At 36.1% G+C, this 24,124-nt stretch carries 22 protein-coding genes and 1 tRNA gene; 19 read left to right on the forward strand and 4 right to left on the reverse strand.

What is annotated here, in order from left to right; all coding sequences use genetic code 11:
* Positions 1–133: 133 nt before the first annotated feature.
* The gene (locus tag ISU00_RS09260; RefSeq protein WP_228850375.1) at positions 134–412 is read left to right on the forward strand and encodes an STAS domain-containing protein; all 279 of its coding nucleotides are present in this window, start codon (positions 134–136) and stop codon (positions 410–412) included.
* On the opposite strand, the gene ISU00_RS09265 is transcribed toward ISU00_RS09260, so the two are convergent.
* The 4 genes from ISU00_RS09265 to ISU00_RS09280 form a co-directional block, all read right to left on the reverse strand.
* On the reverse strand, positions 409–1,509 hold the full coding sequence (locus tag ISU00_RS09265) for a DUF4407 domain-containing protein (RefSeq protein ID WP_228850376.1): 1,101 nt from the start codon (positions 1,507–1,509) through the stop codon (positions 409–411). The genes ISU00_RS09260 and ISU00_RS09265 overlap by 4 nt on opposite strands.
* Positions 1,510–1,595: 86 nt before the next feature.
* Complete coding sequence (locus tag ISU00_RS09270; RefSeq protein ID WP_228850377.1) at positions 1,596–3,062, reverse strand: M56 family metallopeptidase; 1,467 nt, start codon at positions 3,060–3,062, stop codon at positions 1,596–1,598.
* Complete coding sequence (locus tag ISU00_RS09275; protein ID WP_228850378.1) at positions 3,059–3,424, reverse strand: BlaI/MecI/CopY family transcriptional regulator; 366 nt, start codon at positions 3,422–3,424, stop codon at positions 3,059–3,061. The genes ISU00_RS09270 and ISU00_RS09275 overlap by 4 nt, the downstream gene beginning before the upstream one ends.
* Before the next feature lie 109 nt (positions 3,425–3,533).
* The gene (locus tag ISU00_RS09280; RefSeq protein WP_228850379.1) at positions 3,534–4,922 is read right to left on the reverse strand and encodes a dipeptidase; all 1,389 of its coding nucleotides are present in this window, start codon (positions 4,920–4,922) and stop codon (positions 3,534–3,536) included.
* A 112-nt stretch (positions 4,923–5,034) separates the two neighbouring features.
* On the opposite strand from ISU00_RS09280, the gene ISU00_RS09285 reads away from it, so the two are divergent.
* The 18 genes from ISU00_RS09285 to ISU00_RS09370 all read left to right on the forward strand — a co-directional run bounded on the left by ISU00_RS09285 (position 5,035) and on the right by ISU00_RS09370 (position 23,811).
* Positions 5,035–5,116, forward strand: a tRNA-Leu gene (locus tag ISU00_RS09285).
* A gap of 520 nt (positions 5,117–5,636) precedes the next feature.
* The gene (locus ISU00_RS09290; protein WP_228850380.1) at positions 5,637–6,152 is read left to right on the forward strand and encodes an RNA polymerase sigma factor; all 516 of its coding nucleotides are present in this window, start codon (positions 5,637–5,639) and stop codon (positions 6,150–6,152) included.
* Complete coding sequence (locus ISU00_RS09295; protein WP_228850381.1) at positions 6,133–6,546, forward strand: hypothetical protein; 414 nt, start codon at positions 6,133–6,135, stop codon at positions 6,544–6,546. Before ISU00_RS09290 ends, ISU00_RS09295 begins: the two co-directional genes overlap by 20 nt.
* Before the next feature lie 41 nt (positions 6,547–6,587).
* Positions 6,588–7,118 (forward strand): TonB-dependent receptor plug domain-containing protein, encoded by a 531-nt coding sequence (locus tag ISU00_RS09300; RefSeq protein ID WP_228850382.1) that lies wholly within the window; start codon positions 6,588–6,590, stop codon positions 7,116–7,118.
* 227 nt (positions 7,119–7,345) lie between these two features.
* Complete coding sequence (locus ISU00_RS09305; protein WP_228850383.1) at positions 7,346–9,031, forward strand: GMC oxidoreductase; 1,686 nt, start codon at positions 7,346–7,348, stop codon at positions 9,029–9,031.
* Between the two features lie 3 nt (positions 9,032–9,034).
* Positions 9,035–9,562 carry a gluconate 2-dehydrogenase subunit 3 family protein gene (locus tag ISU00_RS09310; RefSeq protein ID WP_228850384.1) on the forward strand — a complete coding sequence of 176 codons (528 nt, stop codon included), beginning with the start codon at positions 9,035–9,037 and terminating at the stop codon, positions 9,560–9,562.
* Positions 9,563–9,590: 28 nt separating this feature from the next.
* A complete protein-coding gene (locus tag ISU00_RS09315) occupies positions 9,591–10,682 on the forward strand; it encodes a formylglycine-generating enzyme family protein (protein WP_228850385.1) in 1,092 nt (363 codons plus the stop codon).
* Positions 10,683–10,855: 173 nt separating this feature from the next.
* Positions 10,856–11,509, forward strand: coding sequence for a hypothetical protein (locus tag ISU00_RS09320; RefSeq protein ID WP_228850386.1), 654 nt, complete (start codon positions 10,856–10,858; stop codon positions 11,507–11,509).
* Between the two features lie 66 nt (positions 11,510–11,575).
* On the forward strand, positions 11,576–12,589 hold the full coding sequence (locus tag ISU00_RS09325) for a DUF481 domain-containing protein (protein WP_228850387.1): 1,014 nt from the start codon (positions 11,576–11,578) through the stop codon (positions 12,587–12,589).
* Between the two features lie 22 nt (positions 12,590–12,611).
* Complete coding sequence (locus tag ISU00_RS09330; RefSeq protein ID WP_228850388.1) at positions 12,612–14,054, forward strand: hypothetical protein; 1,443 nt, start codon at positions 12,612–12,614, stop codon at positions 14,052–14,054.
* A gap of 58 nt (positions 14,055–14,112) precedes the next feature.
* On the forward strand, positions 14,113–14,706 hold the full coding sequence (locus ISU00_RS09335; RefSeq protein ID WP_228850389.1) for a DUF502 domain-containing protein: 594 nt from the start codon (positions 14,113–14,115) through the stop codon (positions 14,704–14,706).
* Between the two features lie 35 nt (positions 14,707–14,741).
* Positions 14,742–15,812, forward strand: a complete 1,071-nt coding sequence (locus tag ISU00_RS09340) for a BamA/TamA family outer membrane protein (RefSeq protein ID WP_228850390.1) — start codon at positions 14,742–14,744, stop codon at positions 15,810–15,812.
* Between the two features lie 385 nt (positions 15,813–16,197).
* Positions 16,198–17,751, forward strand: coding sequence for an arylsulfatase (locus ISU00_RS09345; protein WP_228850391.1), 1,554 nt, complete (start codon positions 16,198–16,200; stop codon positions 17,749–17,751).
* Between the two features lie 39 nt (positions 17,752–17,790).
* Positions 17,791–19,365: an arylsulfatase gene (locus tag ISU00_RS09350; RefSeq protein ID WP_228850392.1), complete on the forward strand. Its 1,575-nt coding sequence runs from the start codon at positions 17,791–17,793 to the stop codon at positions 19,363–19,365.
* A gap of 210 nt (positions 19,366–19,575) precedes the next feature.
* Positions 19,576–20,541 (forward strand): HAD family hydrolase, encoded by a 966-nt coding sequence (locus ISU00_RS09355; protein ID WP_228850393.1) that lies wholly within the window; start codon positions 19,576–19,578, stop codon positions 20,539–20,541.
* A 134-nt stretch (positions 20,542–20,675) separates the two neighbouring features.
* Positions 20,676–22,256, forward strand: a complete 1,581-nt coding sequence (locus ISU00_RS09360; RefSeq protein ID WP_228850394.1) for a sulfatase-like hydrolase/transferase — start codon at positions 20,676–20,678, stop codon at positions 22,254–22,256.
* Between the two features lie 110 nt (positions 22,257–22,366).
* Positions 22,367–23,179, forward strand: a complete 813-nt coding sequence (locus ISU00_RS09365) for a hypothetical protein (RefSeq protein ID WP_228850395.1) — start codon at positions 22,367–22,369, stop codon at positions 23,177–23,179.
* Positions 23,180–23,208: 29 nt separating this feature from the next.
* Positions 23,209–23,811, forward strand: a complete 603-nt coding sequence (locus ISU00_RS09370; RefSeq protein ID WP_228850396.1) for a hypothetical protein — start codon at positions 23,209–23,211, stop codon at positions 23,809–23,811.
* The last annotated feature ends 313 nt before the right edge of the window (positions 23,812–24,124 follow it).

Here is a 24,124-nt window from a genome sequence, read left to right on the forward strand (position 1 = left end):
CGCTTAGATCGTTAAAACAGAATTAATGTTTATTTAATCGAATTGTAACATTAAAATTGAATTTTGTGTTTATATTTGACTGAGAATCAATTAATAGCCACAAATTGAGTTTTTATGTTTAATTATCCTGCTTATGAATCTGAAAATTACAAATTACAACAACTTCTGTACGGTTAAGGGTGTACTCGACAAGACCCACGTACCTTTTTTCTTAGACAAATTAAGAGACATTTTATTTGAAGTAGACTCATTAACAATGAGTTTGGAAGGTTTAGACCATATTGATGCCTATGGTATGAAAGCCTTAAACCAAATTCATAATGAATTTATCAAATACAAAAAGCACTTATCTATAATAGGATTAAGAGGAAACGGGGTTTACCGCCATTTCAAGAAACATACTGCTGCTTAAAGCACAGATTTTTGATGTTTCATAAAAGAATCAGCTTGGAGTTGTAACAGTTCCTTTGCCATTTTTCTTTTGTAATTGTACAATTCCTCTTCCTCGGAAAGATCCGTATACACTTTATCATTAATTGCGCTGTCGGTTTGCAATAGCACCTTTCGCTCATTAACCTTTTGGGTTACCCACGTTTTAAGAGCTGTTTCTGAGTCTTCCAATTTAAAGTCATATTCACTTTTTGGTGAAATGAGTTTTGCGAAAATTGGAGCAGTTTCAATAGCAAGAAATAAGAGAAATATAAAGAATGAAGGTAGCCACGGCAATTCGTTCAAAGCGTTAACCCTAGCCATTAAACCATCAAAATTGTCTATGATAGGTTGGGAATCTACAACCTGGGCATCGTAAGTTGTTTCTAAATCAGAAATTTTTTGTTCGACCAATTTAATTTTCTCTGCATTTCCAGCCTTTAAGGTTTGAAGTTCTGCTAAAGCGGCATCGTGCTTATCACGTTTCTCTTTATAAACAGGACCCTTGCCCAATTTCATTGTTCCAGAGGTTCCTTCAGCTTCAGTGATATAAGTATCATAAAGGGCATTTACTTCGGCTTCCTTTGTAGTTATGTCATTTTGGAGATTTGTAATTTCCTGATTGAGATTTGTTATGGCTGGATTGTATTGTTGGGCAATTTGTTCCTTATTGGCAAGGGTAAGATCATTTTTTTGTTCCAATAAGACTCTATCGATTTCTTTTTGAAAAATCTTTAATTCTAAAGGTTTGGATATTACAACCGCAATAATAATAGCAAGGAGAATTCTAGGAGTTGCTTGTAATAGCTCATCCATAAAACTATCGCGCTTTTTTATGGTGGAAACAATAAATCGATCCAAATTAAAAATCAATAATCCCCAAACTAATCCAAAACCTACAGCGGCTGGTATATTGTCAAAAACAGTATATAGAGCATATCCAGAAGCTATAAATGCCATCAACGCAGTAAAAAATACCGTTGCACCTATACCGGCGTATTTGTTTTGTTCCCCATTGGAACAGGTTTTAAGAATTTCAGAATCAGAACCGGAACAAAGAATGAAAAAGTCTTTAAGCATGCCTTTCGTTTTATGATTGATTACTGATTAGAACGTCAATTTTATTGAATTGTTACAAAAAAGGCCCAAATAAATTGGGCCAAGTTTTAATTTTCATGTACGATGGGCTTGTTAGTAATAAATATTTTGGGGTTCTCTGTTTTGCTGTCTTGAGAAACAATATTTAAGTTCTTGTTATTCTTTAGTAGCTTTATTGCTCCGTCTGATGAAATTGGTTTTCCATTATAGAAAAATTTCGATCCATCTTTTTTGGCCATTTTTATAACAAAATCCATAGGGGAAATTGCAGGCGGAGGTGGTGGTGGAACCGGTGCCTCTAATTGGTCCCTATTTGGCGATTTAGGACTTGGGTATCCTTGAACGATTACTTCATTAATCTCACCCTTAGGTTTAGGTGCGGGATATCCCTGTACGATAACCTCTTTCAACCCATCAGGACTCGGAGCTGGTGGTGGCGGTGGCGGTAATTTTATAACTGGTAATGGCTCTGCATTTTCCCTCTGGGACACCGACATGATGCTATATAGATACTTCATGCGCTCCAATTGCCGTTTGTCTATCCTTATATCATCCTCTGGCATATTGTTATAATGCTTGGCAATTTTATTATATTCTGCAATTTGTTCCTTCGTTGCCTTCTCCTGTTGGCTTTGTGTCGAAATTGTGGATTGGGTAGGGTATTCCAATGGAATAACCTTTTTGGTACTAAATCCGTAAAATGCGATTGCAAAGAGAGGTAATGCCAATGCAAATCTCAATCTTAAGGACTTTTTGGAGGTGCGTGTTTTCATAATCTGTATTCGTTTTTTGATGGATGAATAATTAAATGAATTGACTAACTGACTGTTTTCTTTTTGAAAAGTAGTGTTTACCAGTAAGTTTGAGTATTTTATTGGGTCTGTGCCATGTGAGATTACTCCTTGGTCGGCTAAAAATTCATGATTCAGTTTAATGTATTTTTCTAAATGGTAAACCACCGGGTTGAACCACATTATAATTTTAATCAACTCTATAAATAGTATATCAATAGAATGGAGTTGTTCCGCATGGATATGTTCATGAACCAATATTTCCATTGGCAACTCATCGGTTTCAAACTTTTTCTTATTGAAAAATATAAAGGAGAAAAAGGTGTGTGGTGCTATATTGTCATTAAGTAGCACATAGGTTAAATGATGTTTTTTGCGTTTTGGATTTAATCTGATTTTATCTAAAATCGAGGATAGGTTAAATATAAATCGCAAAGCAAAAGCGAAAAAACCAATCAAATAAATTATTGTAAGGATGTTCCAAATAGAAACAATTGAACCTAGGTCAGATAAACTCTCACTTTCATTTAAAATGATTCCTTTACCAACTTCAACAAATGAGTCGTCTTTATATGAGTAAGTAGTAAGGGAAATAAACGGTATAGTAGCTGAAAGCAGTAAGATGGAAATAAGATAAAAACGCTTTAACGTGTTTTGATTTGTACTCTCCAGAAGAAACTTATAGGCAAAGAGAAATATGACCAAACAGCCCGAAAATTTTAAAATGTAGATAACTAAATTCATTTCTTTTCGATTTCTGAATCTATAATTGCCTTGAGCTCTTCTAATTCCTTTTTACTTAAATCGGTCGCTTTGGTAAAAAATGATGCAAATTGGCTGGCACTATCATTAAAGAAGTTTTTGATAAGGCTATTTACGTGCTTAGAGAAATAATCTTTCTTCTTTATCAAAGGGAAATATTCACGTGAATTTCCATAGATATTGTAACCGATATAGCCTTTATCCTTCATGCGTTTCAATAAGGTCGCTAGGGTAGTGGGCGCAGGTTTAGGATCGCTATATGCCTCCAATAAATCTTTCATGAAAGCTTTTTCTAACCTCCATAAATGGTTCATTAATTCTTCTTCTGAATTTGATAATTGCATATTTCTACAATTTAAGAATCATTTCTACAAATGTAGAATAAAAATTTAATTCTACAAATGTAGAAGCATTTTTTTAAAAAAATCCGTTCAAAAATGAACGGACTTGTTTTTATTTAGAGAGTTCAGTAAAGTATTTATAGAACCACGGAATTGTTTCTATCCCCTTCAAAAAATTGTGAATCCCAAAATGTTCATTTGGGGAATGAATTGCATCGGTATCTAATCCGAATCCCATAAGTATGGTCTTGCTGTGTAATTCTTCCTCAAACAGGGAAACTATCGGAATACTACCTCCGCTACGATATGGAATAGGAGTTTTGCCAAAAGACTTTTCATAGGCCTTTGAAGCTGCCTGATAACCAATAGTATCAATAGGGGTTACATAACCTTGTCCGCCATGATGTGGTGACACTTTAACTTTAACCCCTTTGGGAGCCAGAGATTCGAAATGTTTGGTAAATAGTTTTGTGATTTCTTTCCAGTCTTGGTGAGGTACCAAGCGCATTGAAATTTTAGCAAAGGCTTTACTCGGGATCACTGTTTTAGCACCTTCACCAGTATAACCACCCCAAATGCCATTGACATCTAAAGTTGGTCGAATAGAATTTCGCTCATTTGTGGAATAGCCCTTTTCTCCAAAAACATCTTCAATATCCAATGCCTTCTTGTACCTTTCTAATGAAAATGGCGCTTCGGCCATTTTAGATCGTTCTTCGTCAGAAAGGGTCTCAACCTTATCATAAAATCCTGGAATGGTAATATGGTTATTTTCGTCGTGTAAGTCGGCAATCATTTTTGCCAAAATATTTATAGGGTTAGCAACTGCACCACCGTATAATCCAGAATGTAAATCTCGATTAGGACCAGTAACTTCAACCTCAACATAGCTTAAACCTCTTAAGCCGGTAGTAATAGAAGGGATGTCCTTTCCAATCATTCCGGTATCGCTAATTAGGATGACATCATTTTGAAGTTTTTCTCGGTTATTTCTAACAAATTCACCAAGGTGTTCGCTACCTACCTCTTCTTCACCTTCAATCATAAACTTTACATTGCATGGAAGGTTGTCTGTTTTAGACATAAACTCCATTGCCTTTACATGCATATAAAATTGGCCTTTATCATCGCATGCCCCTCTTGCATAAATAGCGCCTTCAGGATGCGTTTCTGTTTTCTTTATTACAGGTTTAAAAGGGGGGGAATCCCAAAGGTCTAATGGATCTGGTGGTTGAACATCATAATGTCCATATACTAGTACCGTTGGGAAATCTGGACTTATAATTTTCTCACCATAAACAATAGGATGGCCTTCTGTTCCACAAATTTCTACAAACGTGCAGCCAGCCTCTTCTAAACGAAGTTTAACTTCCTCTGCTGCATTGATAACGTCGCCTTTAAATTTGGAATCCGCACTAATGGACGGAATTTTGAGAAGTTGAATTAATTCTTGGATAAATCGATCTTGGTGCTGATCTATAAAGCTTTTTATTTGATCCATGTAAATTTTTTATCGAGGGCAAAAGTACAAATTTGAATAGGAACATTTTTAATTAAGAGGCGTTTGTTAATACAAACAAATGTTTATATTTGCATCCCTATTTCAGGTGACCGCGGGTGTGGTGGAATTGGTAGACACGCTAGACTTAGGATCTAGTGCTTCACGGCGTGGGGGTTCGAGTCCCTTCACCCGCACAGAATAGTCCAAAATGGATATTTCAAAGCCTCTCAACATGAGAGGCTTTTTTTATAAACTGGAAAAAACAAATTGCCAAAACATAAGTGAGAATATCAAGACGAGGCAATAGAAAATTTTTAAAGCAAGAGGGTCATCTTTTTCCATGGTAGGTTAAAATTTGGGGTTGTAGGTAAAGTTCTAATAAATTACATTTAATCGAAACAAATATACACTTTATCGGTAATTTTGCAAATAAATAATTAGATTGAATCGTTTGTTAACCTATCGCTTGCAGTAGACCGAAGCCAGTCTCTTGGCCTTAAAAAATGGTACAAAATGGATATTTCAAAGTCTCCCAAGTTAGAGAGTCCTTTTTATTTTTCCTTCTATAAATAATGTAAATATCCAATAGCATGTTGCCTCCAAATTTAATTTCCAAATTATAAATCACTGAAAAACAACCGACTATTTATATTTCCTAAAAAAAATCAACAATCTTTGTTATGCCACCACTTTATCTATCGTTTATATAATTGAATGAACACAAACGATTTTAAGACAAAGGTCTTTTCGCTTTCAGAGAAAATTTTTCCAATGTGTGCTCGCCTTCTGGGTAATACCACCCAAGCTGAGGATGCGATCCAAGAAATTATGCTCAAATTATGGAAAAAGAGGAGACAATTTGAAAATCATCCAAACATTGAAGGTTATGTCTTTCTTACGGCCAGGAACTTTTGTTTAGACAAGCTTAAAAAGAATAGGTTGAAAATTGTGCAAGATGCTCCCTTCCAGAACATTTCTGGAACTAATAGTCAACAAGATGCTATGGAATTGCAGGAATTGAACGAGATTGTCAAGAAGATACTTAAACAATTGCCAGAACAACAGAGAGATGTATTAATGCTAAGGGATATAGATGGATATGAATATTCAGAAATATCAGAAATATTGAATTTGAAAATTGAACATGTTAGGGTATTGGCTGCAAGGGCAAGAAAACATGTAGGATTAGAATTAGAAAAAACATATTGTTATGAAAGAGGACAATATTAATAGGTTAATTGAAAGGTATAAATCAGGTGAAACAAGCCTGGAAGAGGAGAAAATCCTTTTTGAAGAGGAGTTTACTTCTGATGATTCCATTAAAAAATGGATTGAGTTTGCCAAAAGACAAAAACAATCAACTCCAGAAAATTTTAATGATACCCTTTGGGAATCTTTTCAAAAAAAGAAACAAGGCAGTGCCAGAATGTTCGCTACCGTTATTTCCGTGGCGGCATCCATAATATTGCTGTTAACATTGGTAATTAACAAGTCAGGGCAGGCCAAACTCGATTATGCAGAAAAACAGGCATTATTAGAGGAGGCCAGGAGCATGTTCAAAGAATCCCAAAGCAATATTATTTACGAGGATGAATTCATCCAGATTTATACAACTTCAGAGTAAAACAATTTATTAAACAAAACAAAAACGTAAACATTTAAATCATGAATAAACTCTTAATTACTGCACTATTATTAATGGCATCGATATCCTTGAACCATGCACAGGTTAAAGAGAAACAAGAAGAACTTGTTAAACCGGACAAACAGGAGCAATTAGGTATAATGATTAAAAGTGATGCAAAACCAGACGTTTATGTTGATGGGAAGAAATTCGAATTTAATGTCGAGTTAATTGACAAAAATATAATCGAGTCTGTAAATGTCGTTAAAGGTGAGCAGGCTATAAAAGAATATAATGCGCCAAATGGTGTTATTTTAATAACAACCAAGTTTAAGGCAGATAATAATGATACTAAGATTCGTATTAGGGGTACAGGGATTAAAGATGGAGACAGTTCCCCATTGATAATTGTAGACGGCAAAGTAGCTGAGAAAGATTACCTCCAAAAATTATCTCCCGAGGATATTGAAAGTATTAATGTATTGAAGGGTGAGAAGGCTATGGAAGAGTATAAATCGCCTAATGGAGTTGTGATTATAAAAACCAAAAAAGGAGATAAGAAAAAAGGTTAGTAAATAGCATAAAAATTGGTGAAGGTGGTAGTTTCTATTTAAATGAGGCTACCATTTTTTTATTCCATAACATGTATTGCTAATAAGGTCAGAATAAATATTCTTAATTATTACTTTCTTTATTTTCAATTAGGAAGTAAATTGCCATATTAGGTTTACCCATAAACAGCCTCTTCTTTTTAGGCTACAGTCGGTAGCCCAAACTAACTAAGTTTAAATTTTCTGATATGAACAACAGCAATACTTACGATGCCATTGTAATAGGCTCAGGTATTAGTGGCGGTTGGGCCGCAAAGGAACTTTGTGAAAAGGGTTTGAAAACATTGGTTTTAGAACGTGGCCGTTTGGTAAAACATATCGAAGATTATCCTACGGCTCATATGGAGCCATGGGATTTTCTACTGTTCGGAAATCTTTCAGCAGAGGAGAGAAAGCGTCACCACGTTCAAAGTAGAGCTGGTTTTATCCAAGAAGAGAATAAGCATTTTTTTGTTGATGATTTAAAATATCCCTATGAGGAGCAGGAGCCGTTTGATTGGATTCGGGGATATCATACAGGAGGGCGATCCATTACATGGGGAAAACAATGTTATCGTTGGAGCGATTTAGATTTTGAAGCTAATGCCAAAGAGGGTATAGGAGTAGATTGGCCAATACGATATAAAGATATTTCTTCATGGTATAGTTATGTAGAGAAGTTTGCAGGTATTAGTGGTGAAAAATTAGGATTGCCTCATTTGCCGGATGGGGAATTTTTACCTCCTATGAAATTGAATTGTGTTGAAGAGCATGTAAAATCTAAAATCCAATCTACTTGGGATAATAGATATCTAACTATTGGTAGGGCTGCTCACGTGACAGTGGAACATAATGGTCGAGGTCCTTGCCAATTTAGAAACCGCTGTAATAGGGGATGCCCTTATGGGGCCTATTTTAGTAGTGTAAGTGTTACGCTTCCAGCTGCAGAAAAAACTGGGAACTTAACGTTGGTTCCAAATGCTATTGTACATAGTATTATCTATGATGAAAAGCTTGGAAAAGCTATAGGCGTGCAAGTCATAGACATGGAGACCAGTGAAAGTACAGAGTATTTCGCCAAAATTATTTTTAGCTGTGCTTCAACTTTAGGAACAACACAGATTCTGTTGAATTCAACGTCAAATAGATTTCCTAATGGTTTGGGCAATGATAGTGGTCAATTGGGGAGAAATTTAATGGACCACCATTATGCTGCTGGGGCTAGTGCAGATGTGGAGGGATTTGATGATAAATTTTATGAGGGGCGCAGGCCGAATGGAATCTATATTCCAAGATTTAGAAATATTGATGAAAATACCAAAAGAGATGACTATTTGAGAGGGTTTGGCTACCAAGGTAGTGCCCAGAGATCGAACTGGTCTTCTGGTTTAGGTAATGATGATTTTGGAGTTGATTTTAAAGAAAAGTTATTTAAGCCAGGACCTTGGAAAATGTCTATACTTGGTTTCGGAGAATGTCTGCCATATGAGGATAATAAGGTTGAATTAAATAAGGATAAGACGGACCAATGGGGAATTCCTATTCTTTCAATTAAAGCCAGTTTTAGGGAAAATGAATTGGCAATGGCCAAAGATATTGCTGAATCTGCAGCTGAGATGCTCGATGCAGCCGGGCTTAAAAACGTGAGTACCTGGAATCGTATGCATGCCATGGGCAAATGTATACATGAAATGGGTACCGCAAGAATGGGCCTTGATCCAAAAACTTCAGTTTTAAATGGTTTTAATCAAATGCATGCCGTACCCAATGTATTTGTTACTGATGGTGCATGTATGACCTCTTCCGCTTGCCAAAATCCTTCCATAACTTATATGGCGCTTACGGCAAGAGCGGCTGATTATGCGGTTCAAGAACTAAAAAAACAAAATATTTAGATTATGGATAGGAGGGAAGCATTTCAAAAGATTGCCTTGGGTTTTGGGTTTGCAATATCTGCGCCATTAGCTGTTCAACTTCTGCAATCTTGTGAGCAGGCTAAACGAGATTATTCACATCTTCAGTTTTTAAACGAGCATGAGGCTGTTTTACTAGAAGAAATTATGGAAATAATATTGCCAGAAACTGAAAGTTCTCCTGGTGCTAAAAGTTTGGGGATTATTGGTCCAACGGATGTATTATTATTCAATTTGTTAACTGATGAAGAGCAGGGCGACTTCAGAAAATCCTTGATCGCTTTTGAAACTGAAACAAATTTTATTGGTTTAGACCCTACAGGAAAGGAAAGCGCAATAAAAAGCCATCTGTTACAAAATAAACAATTGTTTTCCACCATTAAAAAAATGGCAATAATTAGTTATTTTACCCGAGAAAAAGTGGCTAAAGGATATATGAACTTTAATCCTTTGCCAGGAAATTTTAATCCATGTATTGAAGTTAATGAAAGTACTAAGGCATGGTACACTTAAATGAATAATGTTTAGAAATTTGAGAAAGATGAATTTTGTTTTTAAAATGATAATGCAGTTTAATTTTCTAAGTAAACTTTGGATTATAGTATTGTTTTCAACTTTTTTGGCTTGCAAAAATGAAGAGAAAAAGGTCTCTGTGGTTACGGCCGAAAATGAAGTTCCCAAACCTACTCAAGGGATGGTTTGGATTCCTGGCGGGAGTTTTCATATTGGGGACCCATCAGATCTAGCAAACCAACTTGAAACTAAAGAAGCTGAGGTAGAAGTTGATGGTTTTTGGATGGATGAACATGAGGTGACCAATGCTCAATTTAAAAAATTTGTTGAGGCTACCGGTTATAAAACTATTGCAGAACGACCAATACTTTGGAAAGATCTGCAATCCCAATTGCCTCCTGGTACACCAAAACCCCATGATTCATTATTGAAACCGGGATCACTTGTTTTTACTCCACCACCATATAGAGTTTCATTAAATGATTATTCCCAATGGTGGTCTTTTGTGCGAGGGGCCGATTGGAGACATCCGCTTGGGCCGTATTCTAATATAGAGGGGAAGGACAATTATCCTGTAGTTCAGATAGCTTTTGAAGATGCTATGGCTTACGCAAAATGGGCAGGAAAGCGTTTGCCTACTGAGGCTGAGTATGAGTTTGCTGCTCAAAATGGCATGGATGGGAAACCTTTTGCTTGGGGAGATGAACTTACCCCGTCAGGGGATTATTTGGCCAATTATTTCCAAGGTAATTTTCCATATGACGACAAAGGGGAAGATGGTTTTAAAGGGTTGGCCCCAATTAAAAGCTATCCTCCCAATAACTATGGGTTATATGACATAATCGGAAATGTTTGGGAGTGGACTAGCGACTATTATCGTCCGGATACTTATATGATATATCTAAAGGGTAAATCAAATCTTTGTAAAAATCCTACCGGTCCGGAGTCTAGTTACGATCCTTATGATCCATATGCTGAAAAGAGGGTTGTTAAAGGAGGGTCTTTTCTTTGTAGTTCACAATATTGTTCAAATTATAGACCCGATGGGCGTATGGCTAATTCTATAGACAGCGGGCAAAACCATTTAGGGTTTAGGTGTGTTAAGGATAAGACCGAGTAGAGAAAATCAATATATGCCTTTTGGATAGCTTCATTATTACCCAAAAGATATTTTGGTTTATTCATATTAAATAAAAACTATTTGATTCTAGTAAATAGTTTGCTATCTTAGGTTTTTCCCACAGATTAATAGCGTTTTTTAAATTCAATATTAACTACTAATTATAATTGGTTGTGAAACGTTTATTCAATTATTTCTGCTTACCTAGTGTTTTTCTAGTCTCTATTTTATTAATTTCTTGTGGCGCCTCAAACACAAAAATGACGGGTAGCTGGAAGAATCCAGATGTAACTCCAAAAAAATATGAAAGTGTTTTCATTGTTTTTATTGGTGGTAATCAACAATTGAAGCAGCAGGTAGAGGATGAATTAGCCGCTCGGGCTAGCCTAAAAGGACTTTTGGCCACAAAAAGTAAAGATGTGTTTAAACCTACTTTCGGTAGGGAATCAATGCCAGAACAAGAAGAATTATTATCTGAAATTCGCGAATCTGGGGCTCAGGCTATATTTACTGTTGCTCTAAAGGATAAGGAGACCACAACACGCTACGTTCCTGGCACAACAACCTATTATCCCTTAGGATTTAGGCATTACGGAAGATTTTATGGTTATTACGCAAACTATTATCCTATGGGGTATGATCCTGGGTATTATAAACAGGATAATGTGTATTACTTGGAAAGTAATTTGTACGATGTTGAAACTGAAGAATTGCTGTGGTCTGCTCAATCCAAAACATATAATCCTTCTAATTTTGAGTCATTCGTAAAAGGGTATACGGAAGCTTTAATTGAACAATTAATTAAAGATGGCCTGATTAAACCTTAAAATTTATTGGGTCTAGTTCTGCAAGAATTACTGTTTCCCAACATTACAATATAAATACGTTTGCTTGTGAAATATATATTTACTCTAATTTCATGTCTTATTTTTTCATCCATTTTACATGCTCAGACTGATACAATCGTGCTAAAAAACAAGGATAGATTGATTGGTGAAATTAAAAAGATGGAAAATGGTGTGCTCACTGTTGAAACAGATTACAGTGATGATGACTTTAAGGTTACCTGGTTAGAAATTGAAAGCGTAAACAGCACTCAAGTTTATTTGATTACCCTAGAAAATGGTGATCGACTTACGGCCACCTTAACATTGGGGAGTCAGTCTAATATGCTGGTTTTGAATACAATTGATGGTTTTAAAGAGGTTTCTATAGATGAGATTGTTTATTTAAAACCAGTAAAATCTAGTTTTATCTCTAGGTTAGACGCTTCTATTTCATTTGGTTTTAACTTTACCAAAAGTCAAAATTTAAAACAATTTACAGCCAGAAGTAGCATAGGTTATACGGCAAATTATTGGAGTCTACTAGGTTCTTATAATTCAGTAAGGAGTAAACAGGAAAATATTGATGAAATTCAGCGGACGGAGGCAAAACTCCAGTTTAAGTACTTTTTAAAAAGGGATTATTTCATTCTGTTGATTTCAGAATTTCTGTCAAATGACGAACAAAAATTGGATTCCAGGTTAACAAATAGAACGGGTGTTGGTAAGTACTTTATCCATACAAATCAAGTTTATTTTGGTGCAGGTGGGGGAGTTGCTTGGAATAATGAAGAATTTTCTGATGAAGAAATAGGGTCTAGAAATAGCTTTGAAGGATTCTTAATGGCCGAGCTCAACATTTTCGACATGAAAAATATTGATCTTCTTTCCAATATAACTTTTTATCCAAGTTTTACTGAAAGCAAAAGATATAGGGTTGATTATAAAATCGATTTAAAATACGATTTACCCCTAGACTTTTTTATCAAATTAGGTTTTACCTATAATTTTGATAATCAGCCTGTAGAGGGTGCTTCAAAGGATGACTATGTGCTACAGACTACTTTGGGATGGGAACTTTAAATACATATTATAATAGTGAGCCATGAAAAAGATTTTTTCCTCAATTTTTTGTTTTCTCTGCTTTATATTCTTGTCTCCTGATTCCTTAATTGCCCAAGATACACATTATTGGTCGCAGCAATTTGGTACTCGGACAGCCTTGTTATCTGGGGCTGTAATTGGTGGAGCTGATGACAATACTATGATTTATTATAATCCGGCTGGTTTGGCAAATTTGGAAAATTCAACCATTTCCGTAAATGCCAATGCTTATAGAATTGAGAATATTAAAATATTTAATGCGCTTGGAGACGAAGCGGATTTTAAAAGCAGCAATTTGGGCTCGGTTCCTTTATTGGCGAGTGGGATGATAAATCTTAAAAATGAAAAATGGAAACTAGGCTATGGTTTTATGGCCCCAGTAGATTTTAAATTTAAGGGTATTGCCAGAGTGGACGGTAACTATAATATTATTGAAGATGCAACAAGCCCAGGGAGTGAAGAATTGGTTGGCGAAAGCGGATTGTCGAGTAGGTTAAATGAGGTTCTGTTTGCTGTTGGTTTAGGAAGGGTGATTAATGAAAATTTCTCAATCGGACTATCTAATCTAATTACTGTGCGTTCACAGGATTACGCGCGAAACTTTTCAACTTATGTATTTTTAAATGATATCGAGGAAACCTTTGTTGGAGGAAATTTAACCCAGAATGTTGAATATTATAATATTAGGTACGCCTTAAAATTAGGTGCAATTTATAGCATGAAGAATTGGAGTTTTGGCGCAACGATAACCTCTCCGTCATTAAATATTGGGGGTAAGGGAACCGTTGCTGCCAATATTGTGGCCAAAAACATTCAATTAAGTGAAAACGGTTCTCCTCAAAGCGGTGTGGCAACGGATCGACAGGGTGAATTAAAAACTACATTTAAATCGCCTTTCACTTTTGGGGCGGGGGTGAATTACGATAATGGCAAATCTTATCTAGGGTTATCTATTAATTACTTTGCCGGTATAGATGGTTATGATATTATGGATATAGCTCCTAATACATTTGTGAGACCAGCCGATTTGGCACCTCAACTTACAAGTGATCAATTTATGAGTGTGCGTTCTGCTGCTAAATCGGTAATGAATGTTGCCATCGGTTATGAGTACCGACTTACTGACTCGGTTTCTCTCTTGGCAAGTGCGAGAAATGATATGTCTTATTTTGATAAGGAATTACTGGGCTCAGGAATAAGAACAACTATAAGTTCATGGGATATATTTCATTTTACTACTGGTGTAACCATAAATAGAAATAATAGCAATTTAAGTTTAGGGTTGTTGTTTAGTGCAGGTACTTCTGAAAATTATCAGCAAACAGGAAATTTAAATAATCCATCCTCCAGTTCTCTTTTAGATGGAGTTACTTCTATAACTAAAGCGAATTATTCATCTTTAGGAATTCTATTTGGTTATACATTCTATTTTAAAAAATTTTAAAATTGATATAGGTTGAAGTCAATAGTATTTCAACCATTCATAATACAATTCTAATCATATGAAACCAAAGCAAAACTCTTTTCGTCCATTGGTTATTGGAGGGCTATTTTTCCTAATTCCGATATTACTATTCATATTTTTAATTAGGCATACATTGGCCATACTTAAACCTATGGTATCTAAATTTTTGGTATTCCTAGATATACAAACGGTTATAGGCGCCTATACGGTTACAATTTTAACTGTTTTCGTCCTAATTTTAATTGCATACATCAGTGGTGTCTTAATTAAAAAAGGAATTATTCATAATTGGAATAATGATATTGAAAATCAGTTATTCATGTTATTTCCGAGTCTTCAAATGATGAAATACAAATATTTAAAGGAAGAAGATCAATTAGGAAACAATAATTATTGGAAAGCTATTTTATTAAAGGAGGATACCTATTACGTAATTGCTTTTATTACCCATAAAGATGAAACCGGAAATATCAGTGTTTTAATACCTGATGCTCCTCGTATGGGTGGAGGTGAGATACGGTATTATAAAGATTCGGAATGCATTTATATTCCCATTTCAATGCAAGCCGCGATGCGTGCTTTAAATAGTTTTGGAAATAAAGGAGACTTAGCAGCCGAACTAACTGCCTAAAAAAACACCTATTAAAAATATAAATAACATCTAATTTGGATTACTTAAGAAGGTTTTTAGTCGCTATCATTCTGTTAAGTTCTGGAGTGGGTTTTGCCCAAAAAATTGAAGGTGATACAATTCAAAAAACTCCCAAAACAATTGATTTTAAGTTGATGCCGTATCTAGGCTATAATAGAGATATGGGCTTCATGTTTGGGGCCATTCCAATGATCATGTACCGATTAAATTCTAAGGATAGTCTTTCGCCAAAATCCATGTCTGGGGCAACTGCACTCTATACAACCAACAATTCCTATTTCGTGGCCCTTTTTAACCGTTTTTTCTTGAATGAGGATAAATGGAGAATAACCATGTTTGGAGTTACGGGTAACCACTACTCGCAATTTTTCTTGGATTTTCAGGATGCGTCGGATTTTTATGATTATAACACTAAAACAACCATTGCAAGTATTGGATTCCAACGCCTCATAAAGAAGCACTTTTACTTAGGACTAAACTATACCTATTCCCATTATGACACTGATTATGAAGATGAGGTATTAGAATCTTCGATTACTCAAACAAATGGGTTGGAAGTGAATACCCAATACGACAACCGTAATTCTATTTATTATCCCACAGATGGATTTAATGCGCGGATAAAATGGCTAATGATCCCTGAGTGGTTTAGCAATGATAATGCGGCAAATAAATTAAAATTTAGTTACAATCAATACTTTGGCCAACAAAATGACCGAGATGTGATTGCTGCAAGATTTTCAGCCTTGGTAGGCTTGGGTGAATTACCCTTTGAACAACAAGAAACCATAGGAGGTAAGGATATTAGGGGGTATTCTGAAGGTAAGTATAGAGGTGACGGTATCATAGCTTTACAAGGGGAATACCGCTTTAACTTCCATTCCAAAATGGGGCTAGTGGCTTTTGGGGGGTTATCGACTCTCTATGGCTCTGCGAATGATGATTTTAACTGGAAATTGTATCCCGGTGCTGGTGCGGGTTTTCGATATTTAGTATTCGACGAGGAACATTTTAATATTGGTATTGACGCCGCTGTGGGTAAGAAAGACTGGGGTATTTATTTTAGAATTGGAGAAGCATTTTAGGCACGCGATTATGTTTAAATTATTATCTCAAGATTATAAAATAGTTAAAATGTTGTTTTGTTTAACCTTTAATTGGTTTCTTTAGTCAAAAAAGCAGTGGTGTTTAACTAAAATTATTATATTTAAATTATGATAAGGAGTTAGGTTTTTCTGTCTCCTTATTTTTTCCAATTCTGCCAAGTACCTACCAACTTATAGGCGAACAACCGTTGACCTGGTTTCCCCTACATTCGCTCTTGTGGTAAATTCTTTGTTGGCCTATTTTAATAGCATTGCATATTAAGGTCATTGTTGTTGATAATTGCCGTATTGATTGACTTTTAAAACTGATAATCTAACCTATCATTTGTAAAAAAATTTTATTTCAATACTTAATTATAAAATTATGACCCAACATGTTATCCAATTAAATAGGTTACTTCTATTTATTTTTCTATTACCTATTATTTCCCTAGCCCAAGACAAACCTAATATCCTCATCATTTTTCCTGATGATGTTGGTTGGAGTAATGTGAGCGCTTATGGAAATGGCGTTATGGGATATACAACCCCAAACATAGACCGTATCGCCAAAGAAGGTATTATGTTTACTGAACATTATGCACAGCCTTCTTGTACAGCAGGGCGTGCGGCATTAATTACAGGCCAATACCCTATTAGAAGTGGTATGACTACTGTTGGTAGACCCGGTGGCCCTCTAGGGCTAAAAAAAGAATCACCAACCCTTGCCGAAGTTCTAAAAGAGCAAGGATACGCCACAGGACAATTTGGTAAAAACCACTTAGGTGATCTTAATTCACATTTACCAACTGTTCATGGTTTTGATGAATTTTTTGGCAATCTATACCATTTAAATACCCAGGAAGAATATCAACAGAAGGATTACCCCCAAAACCCTGAATTTTTTAAAAAATATGGCACACGTGGCGTATTACATACTTGGGCAACTAATACGGATGATACTACTGTAGATCCTCGTTTTGGGAAAGTTGGAAAACAAAAAATTGAAGATACAGGCCAACTTTCAAAAGAGCGTATGGAAACCGTAGACGAGGAATTTATTGCAGCTTCTCTTGATTTTATGAAGAGGGCCAAAAAGGATGATAAGCCATTTTTTGTTTGGTTAAACCCAAGTCGCATGCATATGTTTACTCATCTAAAGCCTGAAAACAGGTATTTGGCACTTCCTTATACAACTGAACATGATATGTATGGTAGTGGAATGATAGAGCATGATCAACATGTTGGGATGATCTTAGATGAACTTGAAAAAATGGGTGCATTAGAAAACACCATCGTAATTTATTCTACTGATAATGGTCCTGAACACAGTGCACGTACCCATGGTGGAACGACTCCATTTAGAGGAGAAAAAATGACGACTTATGAAGGCGGCGTACGCGTACCTATGATGGTAATGTGGAAAAACCATATCCCTGAAGGTCAGGTGTTGAGAGGAATCCAGTCTCATATGGATATATTCACCACTTTGTCGGCTGCAGCTGGAGTTCCTAATGTTGCAGAAAAAATGAAAAAGGAACGAAAACAATATATTGATGGTGTCAATAATCTAGATTATTGGTTAGGCAAAAGCGAAAAGAGTAACCGTAACAACTTTATTTATTACCATGAATCTGATATTAGGGCGATACGTGTAAACCAATGGAAATTAAACTTCCAGACTAGCGAAGATTATTATGCACCATACATAAAGCATAAATTCCCTATCATGTACAATCTGCATTTCGATCCTTACGAAAGCTTTGATAATACAACCGATCGTTCAGATATTATTCAAAGAAAACAGTTCCTTAACGAACCGGTGCAGGAAATTCTTGGTGAGCATATTAAAACGCTTCAAGAATATCCTCCAGTTCAAAAAGCAGCAACACTTGACTTTTCTGAATTGGTTAAACAATTACAGTCAGGAAAGCAATAATTTAATTAATTCTAAAATTCATATACTTCAATTCAAATCATGAAATACTCAACATACTCTTTGAAATTTCTTTTATGGTTTTTCATTTCAATACCTTTTTTTCTTTCTGCCCAAGACAAGCCAAATATTTTGGTAATCATGGTAGACGATGTGGCGCCTAATTCGTTAAGTGCCTATAGTATGGGGATGCAATATCCTACCCCAAATATTGATAGAATTGCCAAAGAAGGCGCACTTTTTACAGATCACTATTCACAACCTAGTTGTACCGCTGGAAGAGCTGCATTTATTACAGGACAAAAACCTGTAAGAACAGGACTTACAACTGTAGGCCAACCTGGAAATCCACTGGGGCTTAAGCCAGAAGACCCTACCTTGGCTGAACTTTTAAAACCTCTTGGCTATATGACGGGTCAATTCGGTAAGAACCACTTAGGAGATCGCAATGAGCATCTTCCTACCGTGCATGGTTTTGATGAGTTCTATGGCAACCTTTATCATCTTAATGTATCAGAAGAGCCTGAACAGGCAGATTACCCAAAATCGTCAGAATTTGCAAATAAATATGGTCCTCGTGGGGTCATAGAATCCTTTGCTACAACTCAAATGGACAATACAGAAGATCCTCGGTTCGGTAAAATAGGAAAGCAGCGAATCACGGATACTGGACCGTTAACCAGTGAAGATATGAAAACCTTTGATGATGAATTGGTTCGAAGGTCCAAGGACTTTATGAAACGCGCTAAGGACGCTAATAAACCTTTCTTTATTTGGCATGCCACAAGTCGAATGCATGTTTATACAAGGCTAAAGGAAGAATCTAAAAATCTTGCAACCGGCATCAGTACCGATATGGATTTGTTCGGTCATGGTTTAATTGAACATGATGGGCAGGTTGGAGAGTTGTTGGATTATATGGAAGAACTAGGTATTGACGATAATACAATCGTAATCTATACTACGGATAATGGTCCAGAACAGAGTTCTTTTCCCCATGCTGGTGTCACCATGTTTAGAGGTGAAAAAATGACCACTTGGGAAGGTGGATTAAGATCTCCTTTTTTGGTAAGATGGCCTGGGAAAATTCCTGCCGGACTTGTTAGAAATGGAATATCCGCCCATGAAGATGTATTGCCAACATTAATGGCCGCTGTGGGAAATCCAAATATTTCTGCTGAATTGAAAAAAGGTAAAAAAGTAGGAGATATGACCTATAAAGTTTATGTAGATGGTTTTAATAATTTGGACTATTGGACAGGTAAGACAGATAAATCAGCTAGAAATTATTTCTTCTATTATTATGAAAGTGGTTTAACTGCGATGCGGGTAGGGCCTTGGAAAATGCACTTTGCCACCAAGGAGCGTTATTTTGATGATATGGTCTCCCATACCATGCCTCAACTGTTCAATTTAAGAAAAGACCCGTTTGAGCACTACGACGATATAACTGGGTTCCATTTAATGATGGAAAAATCTTGGGTTATGCAACCTGCCATTGGCTTGTTGAATGATCATTTATCCACATTCAAGGAATTTCCACCTAGACAGGCTTCGGCATCTTTGGATATAAACAAGGCTATTGATGCCATTCTTAAGTCTAAAGCAAGACAATAAATGTTTCTTAAATTAGAAATAATACAATCATAATCCCATGAAAATTTTGCGTTTGTCTTTGAAGAATTAGGCGTGAAAAAGAAAACCTGCTCAACAATTATATGGGGCGTGATAACGCCCCTTATAATTAATTAACAAATTTTTATAGTGATGCATTTAAGTTTGAGAATCATTACGACCATCTTAATTGTTTTTCCACTAATCTCTTGTGTGAAAGATGCAAAAGAAGTAACAATTGAAGAGGATTCCAATAGTGATAAAGTAAGTGACATTTCTCTGCTTAGTTGGGCAGAAGACCCAAAAAATAGAATAGAATCTTGGGTAAATACTGTTACAGATTCATCTTCTTCTAATTTTATTCCTGTCGAAGATCGCATTGCTGTGTTCGATAATGACGGCACCTTATGGCCAGAACAGCCTTGGCCAAATCAATTACAATTTGCATTAGATTATGTAAAGGCTAAAATAAATGAACGTCCAAATTGGCAGACTGATCCCTTTTTAACCCAAATTTCTAAGGGAGATTATAGCGTATTAGAGAAGGCTAGAAAAGAAGATGTTTACAATTTAGTTTATGCCTCACATGCAGGCATGACTGAGAGTGAATTTAAGGAGGCGGTGATGAAATGGATGGATACAGCGACCAATAAAAAATATACGCGAAAATTTAATGAATTGGTTTATTCGCCTATGCTTGAGCTGCTTGAATATTTAAGGCAGAACCAATTTAAAACCTTTATTGTAAGCGGTGGAGGTGCTGATTTTATGCGAGTTTTTGCTGAGGAGGTATATGGCATTCCCCCTTACCAAGTCATTGGTAGTTACGGTGATACCTCTTTTGAATTTGTAGATGGAAATCCAATAATTTCTAAGATTGAAGGAGATATTTTTTATGATGATAAGGAGGCAAAACCTATAGCCATACATAGGTTTATAGGGAAACGCCCAGTATTTGTGGGGGGTAACAGCGATGGAGATCAAGCAATGATGGAATATGCCTCTGCATCTAATTACAACACCTTATGTGTTCTCCTTCATCACACTGATGAAGAAAGAGAATATGCCTACGACAAAAAAACATTAAGCGGTCATATGGAGACTGCTTTAGAGATGGCTAAGGAAAAAAATTGGTTGGTAGTTGATATGAAGAAAGATTTTTTATCCATTTTTCCATGAATAGAAAATTAAACAAAAAACCCCGAGAATATTTTGCGTTGAACCATTTAAATTAAAGCGTGAAAAAAGTAAACCTGCCCAACATTTGTATGGGACGTTACGGCGTCCATACTTCACTTAAAATTCCTTAAACAATGAAATTAAAGATTTTCATTCTACTTCTATTCGTTTTGAGCATGATAAGCTCACGAGCTCAGCAAATTAGTGTCTTTGATGAGGCGGTAACAATTAAAGATAATTTAGAACCAGTCATTCCTCGACCCGATCAGGAAAAAATTGCTAGTAAAAAACTTAGTGATCTTCAGGCGAAAATGGGAAAAAAACCAAACATACTCATTTTCTTGGTTGACGATTTGGGCTGGGGAGATATAGGTGTAAATGGAGGCGGTGTTGCTGTTGGTGCCCCAACTCCAAATGTTGATCGTCTCGCCAGAGAAGGTAAACGATTTACCTCTTTTTATTCGACACCAACATGTACGTCATCCCGGGCAATGATGTTGACGGGGCGACAACCTATCAGAAGTGGACTTACAAGACCATTGCTAAGCGGTGATAAAGTATCAACTAATCCATGGGAAGTAGAAGTTACACAAGCTAAGTTATTAGGTACAGCAGGCTATAAGTCTGCTCTTATTGGGAAATGGCATATAGGGGAAGCTGAAAACATGTTGCCTCATGAAGTTGGTTTTGACTATTTCTATGGCCTTCCTGCTGTACAATCTGATTATACCCAGTTTTTAATTGAAAGACAATATTCTGACATGATCAATAATAAGGAACTTCATGACAAAGCATTTCAGTTGCAACCCGAAGGACTTATTAAGGGAAATAAAGGAGGTGGACGCGAAGTAGGCTTTGAGATTAAAACCATTGAAGAACTTAGACAAATAGATGAAAAACTAAAAGAAGAATCCATCAAATTTATTCAAGAGCATTCTGGGAAGTCTCCATTCTTTTTGGTTCACTCATTTACTGCCATACATAACGATACTTATTGTGGTGAAGATTATATTGGTAAAAGTCCTGCAGCGATGCCTGTTAAGGACGCCATTGTTCAAATGGATGATATTGTTGGGGATATTATGAATTCTCTAGAAGCAAGTGGTCAACTTGAAAATACCTTGGTTATCTTCACATCAGACAATGGTGCCAATGAAGATGTATTCCCAGATTCTGGTTATCATCCTTGGCGTGGAGGTAAAGGAACTACTTGGGAAGGTGGTGTAAGGGTTCCTTGCATAGCTTATTGGAAAGGAATGATTGAACCAGGTCAGGAAACAAATGGATTAATGGACCTTTCTGATATTTATATGGTATCATTACGTGTTGGCGGGGTATTAGACAAATTGCCGAATACTTTATATTTCGATGGAATCGACCAAACACCTTACCTTTTAGCAAAGGATGGGAAGTCTCTACGTCAGGCAGTATTTTTATGGAATTCAACAGATTTTTGTGCTATGCGATGGAAAGATTATAAAGTCCATTTTCAGGTTTTTGAAACAAAGGAAACCCGAAGAAACATCGATGCTTCTTTGCTTACAAGAATAGGAACAGCTCCTTGGGTATTTAATTTAAATGTTGACCCCAAAGAAATGGCAAGTGAAGGGCATCGCTATTTTGAATGGGGACTGCCTGCTGTTGTAGCTTTTCAAAAACGACATATAGCAACGATGAAGAAGTATCCCAACACAGATTTGGGCCTTGGATTTTAAAAAAATATGCAATAAAATTTTATAAACGGATCATGAAAAAATTACTTATTCTTCTAATGCTTCATTTTGGGCAATAAAACGAATTATCTCATTTTTCTAAATCTTTAATCATGATTAAAAACCTTATTTCTAAAATTGGATTTTTACTTTTCATAAGTGCACCAGTTGGTGTGGTAGCCCAAGATGATTCTGGAGGTAGTTCGGCCTCTGATTTGGCAAAGCAATTGGCTAACCCCGTTGCCAGCCTTATTAGTGTGCCGCTTCAAAACAATTTTGAATTCAATGTTGGGCCAAATGAAGGCTTTAAGTATTTACTAAATGTCCAGCCTGTCATTCCAATGAGCCTAAGCGAAAATTGGAATTTAATAAGCAGAACCATTGTGCCAATAGTATCCCAAAGCGATGTATTTGTAGATGGCCAAAGTGATTCAGGTATGGGTGATATTGCCCAAAGTTTGTTTTTCTCTCCAAAAGAGCCCACCGAAGGAGGTTTGGTTTGGGGAGTGGGCCCTGTCTTACTTTTGCCAACGGCCACAAATGATGCCTTGGGAGCGCATGTATGGGGCGCAGGGCCAAATGCTGTTTTCTTAAAATTAAAGGGCCAATTAACCTATGGAGCACTGATCAACCATATGTGGTCCTACGCTGGTGACGGCAATCCTTTAAGTGCCAGCTTTGTGCAGCCATTTTTTACATATGCAACTCCATCTGGAAGTTCCTATACTATCGCGGCGGAAAATACTCAGAGTTGGTTGAATGATATTTTTACTGGTTTTATTGGGGTTTATTACGCCAAGGTCACCAAATTGGGCAAACAAATGATTCAGCTTGGAGGTGGACCAAAAGTGTATTATGGAAATAGTCCACTAAATCCTGATTGGGGGTTGAGGTTAAATCTTATTCTTCTCTATCCGAAGTCATAGGTATTACAATACTTTACCTTTAAAAGTACATGGTAAATAAATTTTTGTTTTCTAATAGGTGTTTAAGTTTAACCATTTTGTTATTGGTTTGTTTTGGTTCACTCACAATTCATGCTCAGGAGGAACAAGCTTATACAGTAATACGTAATACTTCAGAAACTCAAGAGGAAGAGCAAGAAACTTTAAAAAGACACAAACTAGCCTTATATCTTGGCTCTTCTTTAGTGCCAGAAGGTAGAAGTTTAGGCACTAATGAAAATGTAACCTTGTTGGCCCCCACTTTTGGTTTTTCATATGAATATTGGATTGCGGAGCGCTGGGCAATAGGTACATATAATGACATTGAAATCATTAATCTTTTGGTAGAGGAGGAGGAAGGCAACTTTTTAGAAAGAGAAAATGCGGTTGTGTTAACCTTGGGACTAACCTACGAATTAATGCCCCGATTAACGGTGACCGCTGGTGGTGGTTTAGAAACTGATAAAAATGAAACACTTGGGGTAGTAAGATTAGGTAGCGAATATGTGTTGCTTGAGAAAAATGAGTGGGAATTATCTGCAACCCTAAACTATATTCACAAAGACGTTTATGAAATTTTTGGTTTCGGTTTAGTTTTTGGGAAAAGATTCTAGTGTGATATTCAAGGCTCTACAAATTGATTATTTAAATTAAACTGTTAGATAATCAGTCCATTAAAAAAAATGTATATATTTGATAAATCTATTAATCCAATAGGATAAATAGTTAGTTAGCTTTGTTTCACTAATCAAGCCTCGATTATAAGGGTACTATTCTTTTATGAATAGTAAGAGGTAAAAAACGAGCAATCTAGTTTTATTAGTAAAAACCTTCTGGCCGCTATTCCAGAAGGTTTTTTAATTTAAGCTTAACCTTGGAATAACGTTTATCTAACATCTGTAAATTATTTTTGGAGGAGTTAGTTAG

Origin of the sequence: Aegicerativicinus sediminis, assembly GCF_015476115.1 — a bacterium.
Lineage (GTDB): Bacteria > Bacteroidota > Bacteroidia > Flavobacteriales > Flavobacteriaceae > Aegicerativicinus > Aegicerativicinus sediminis.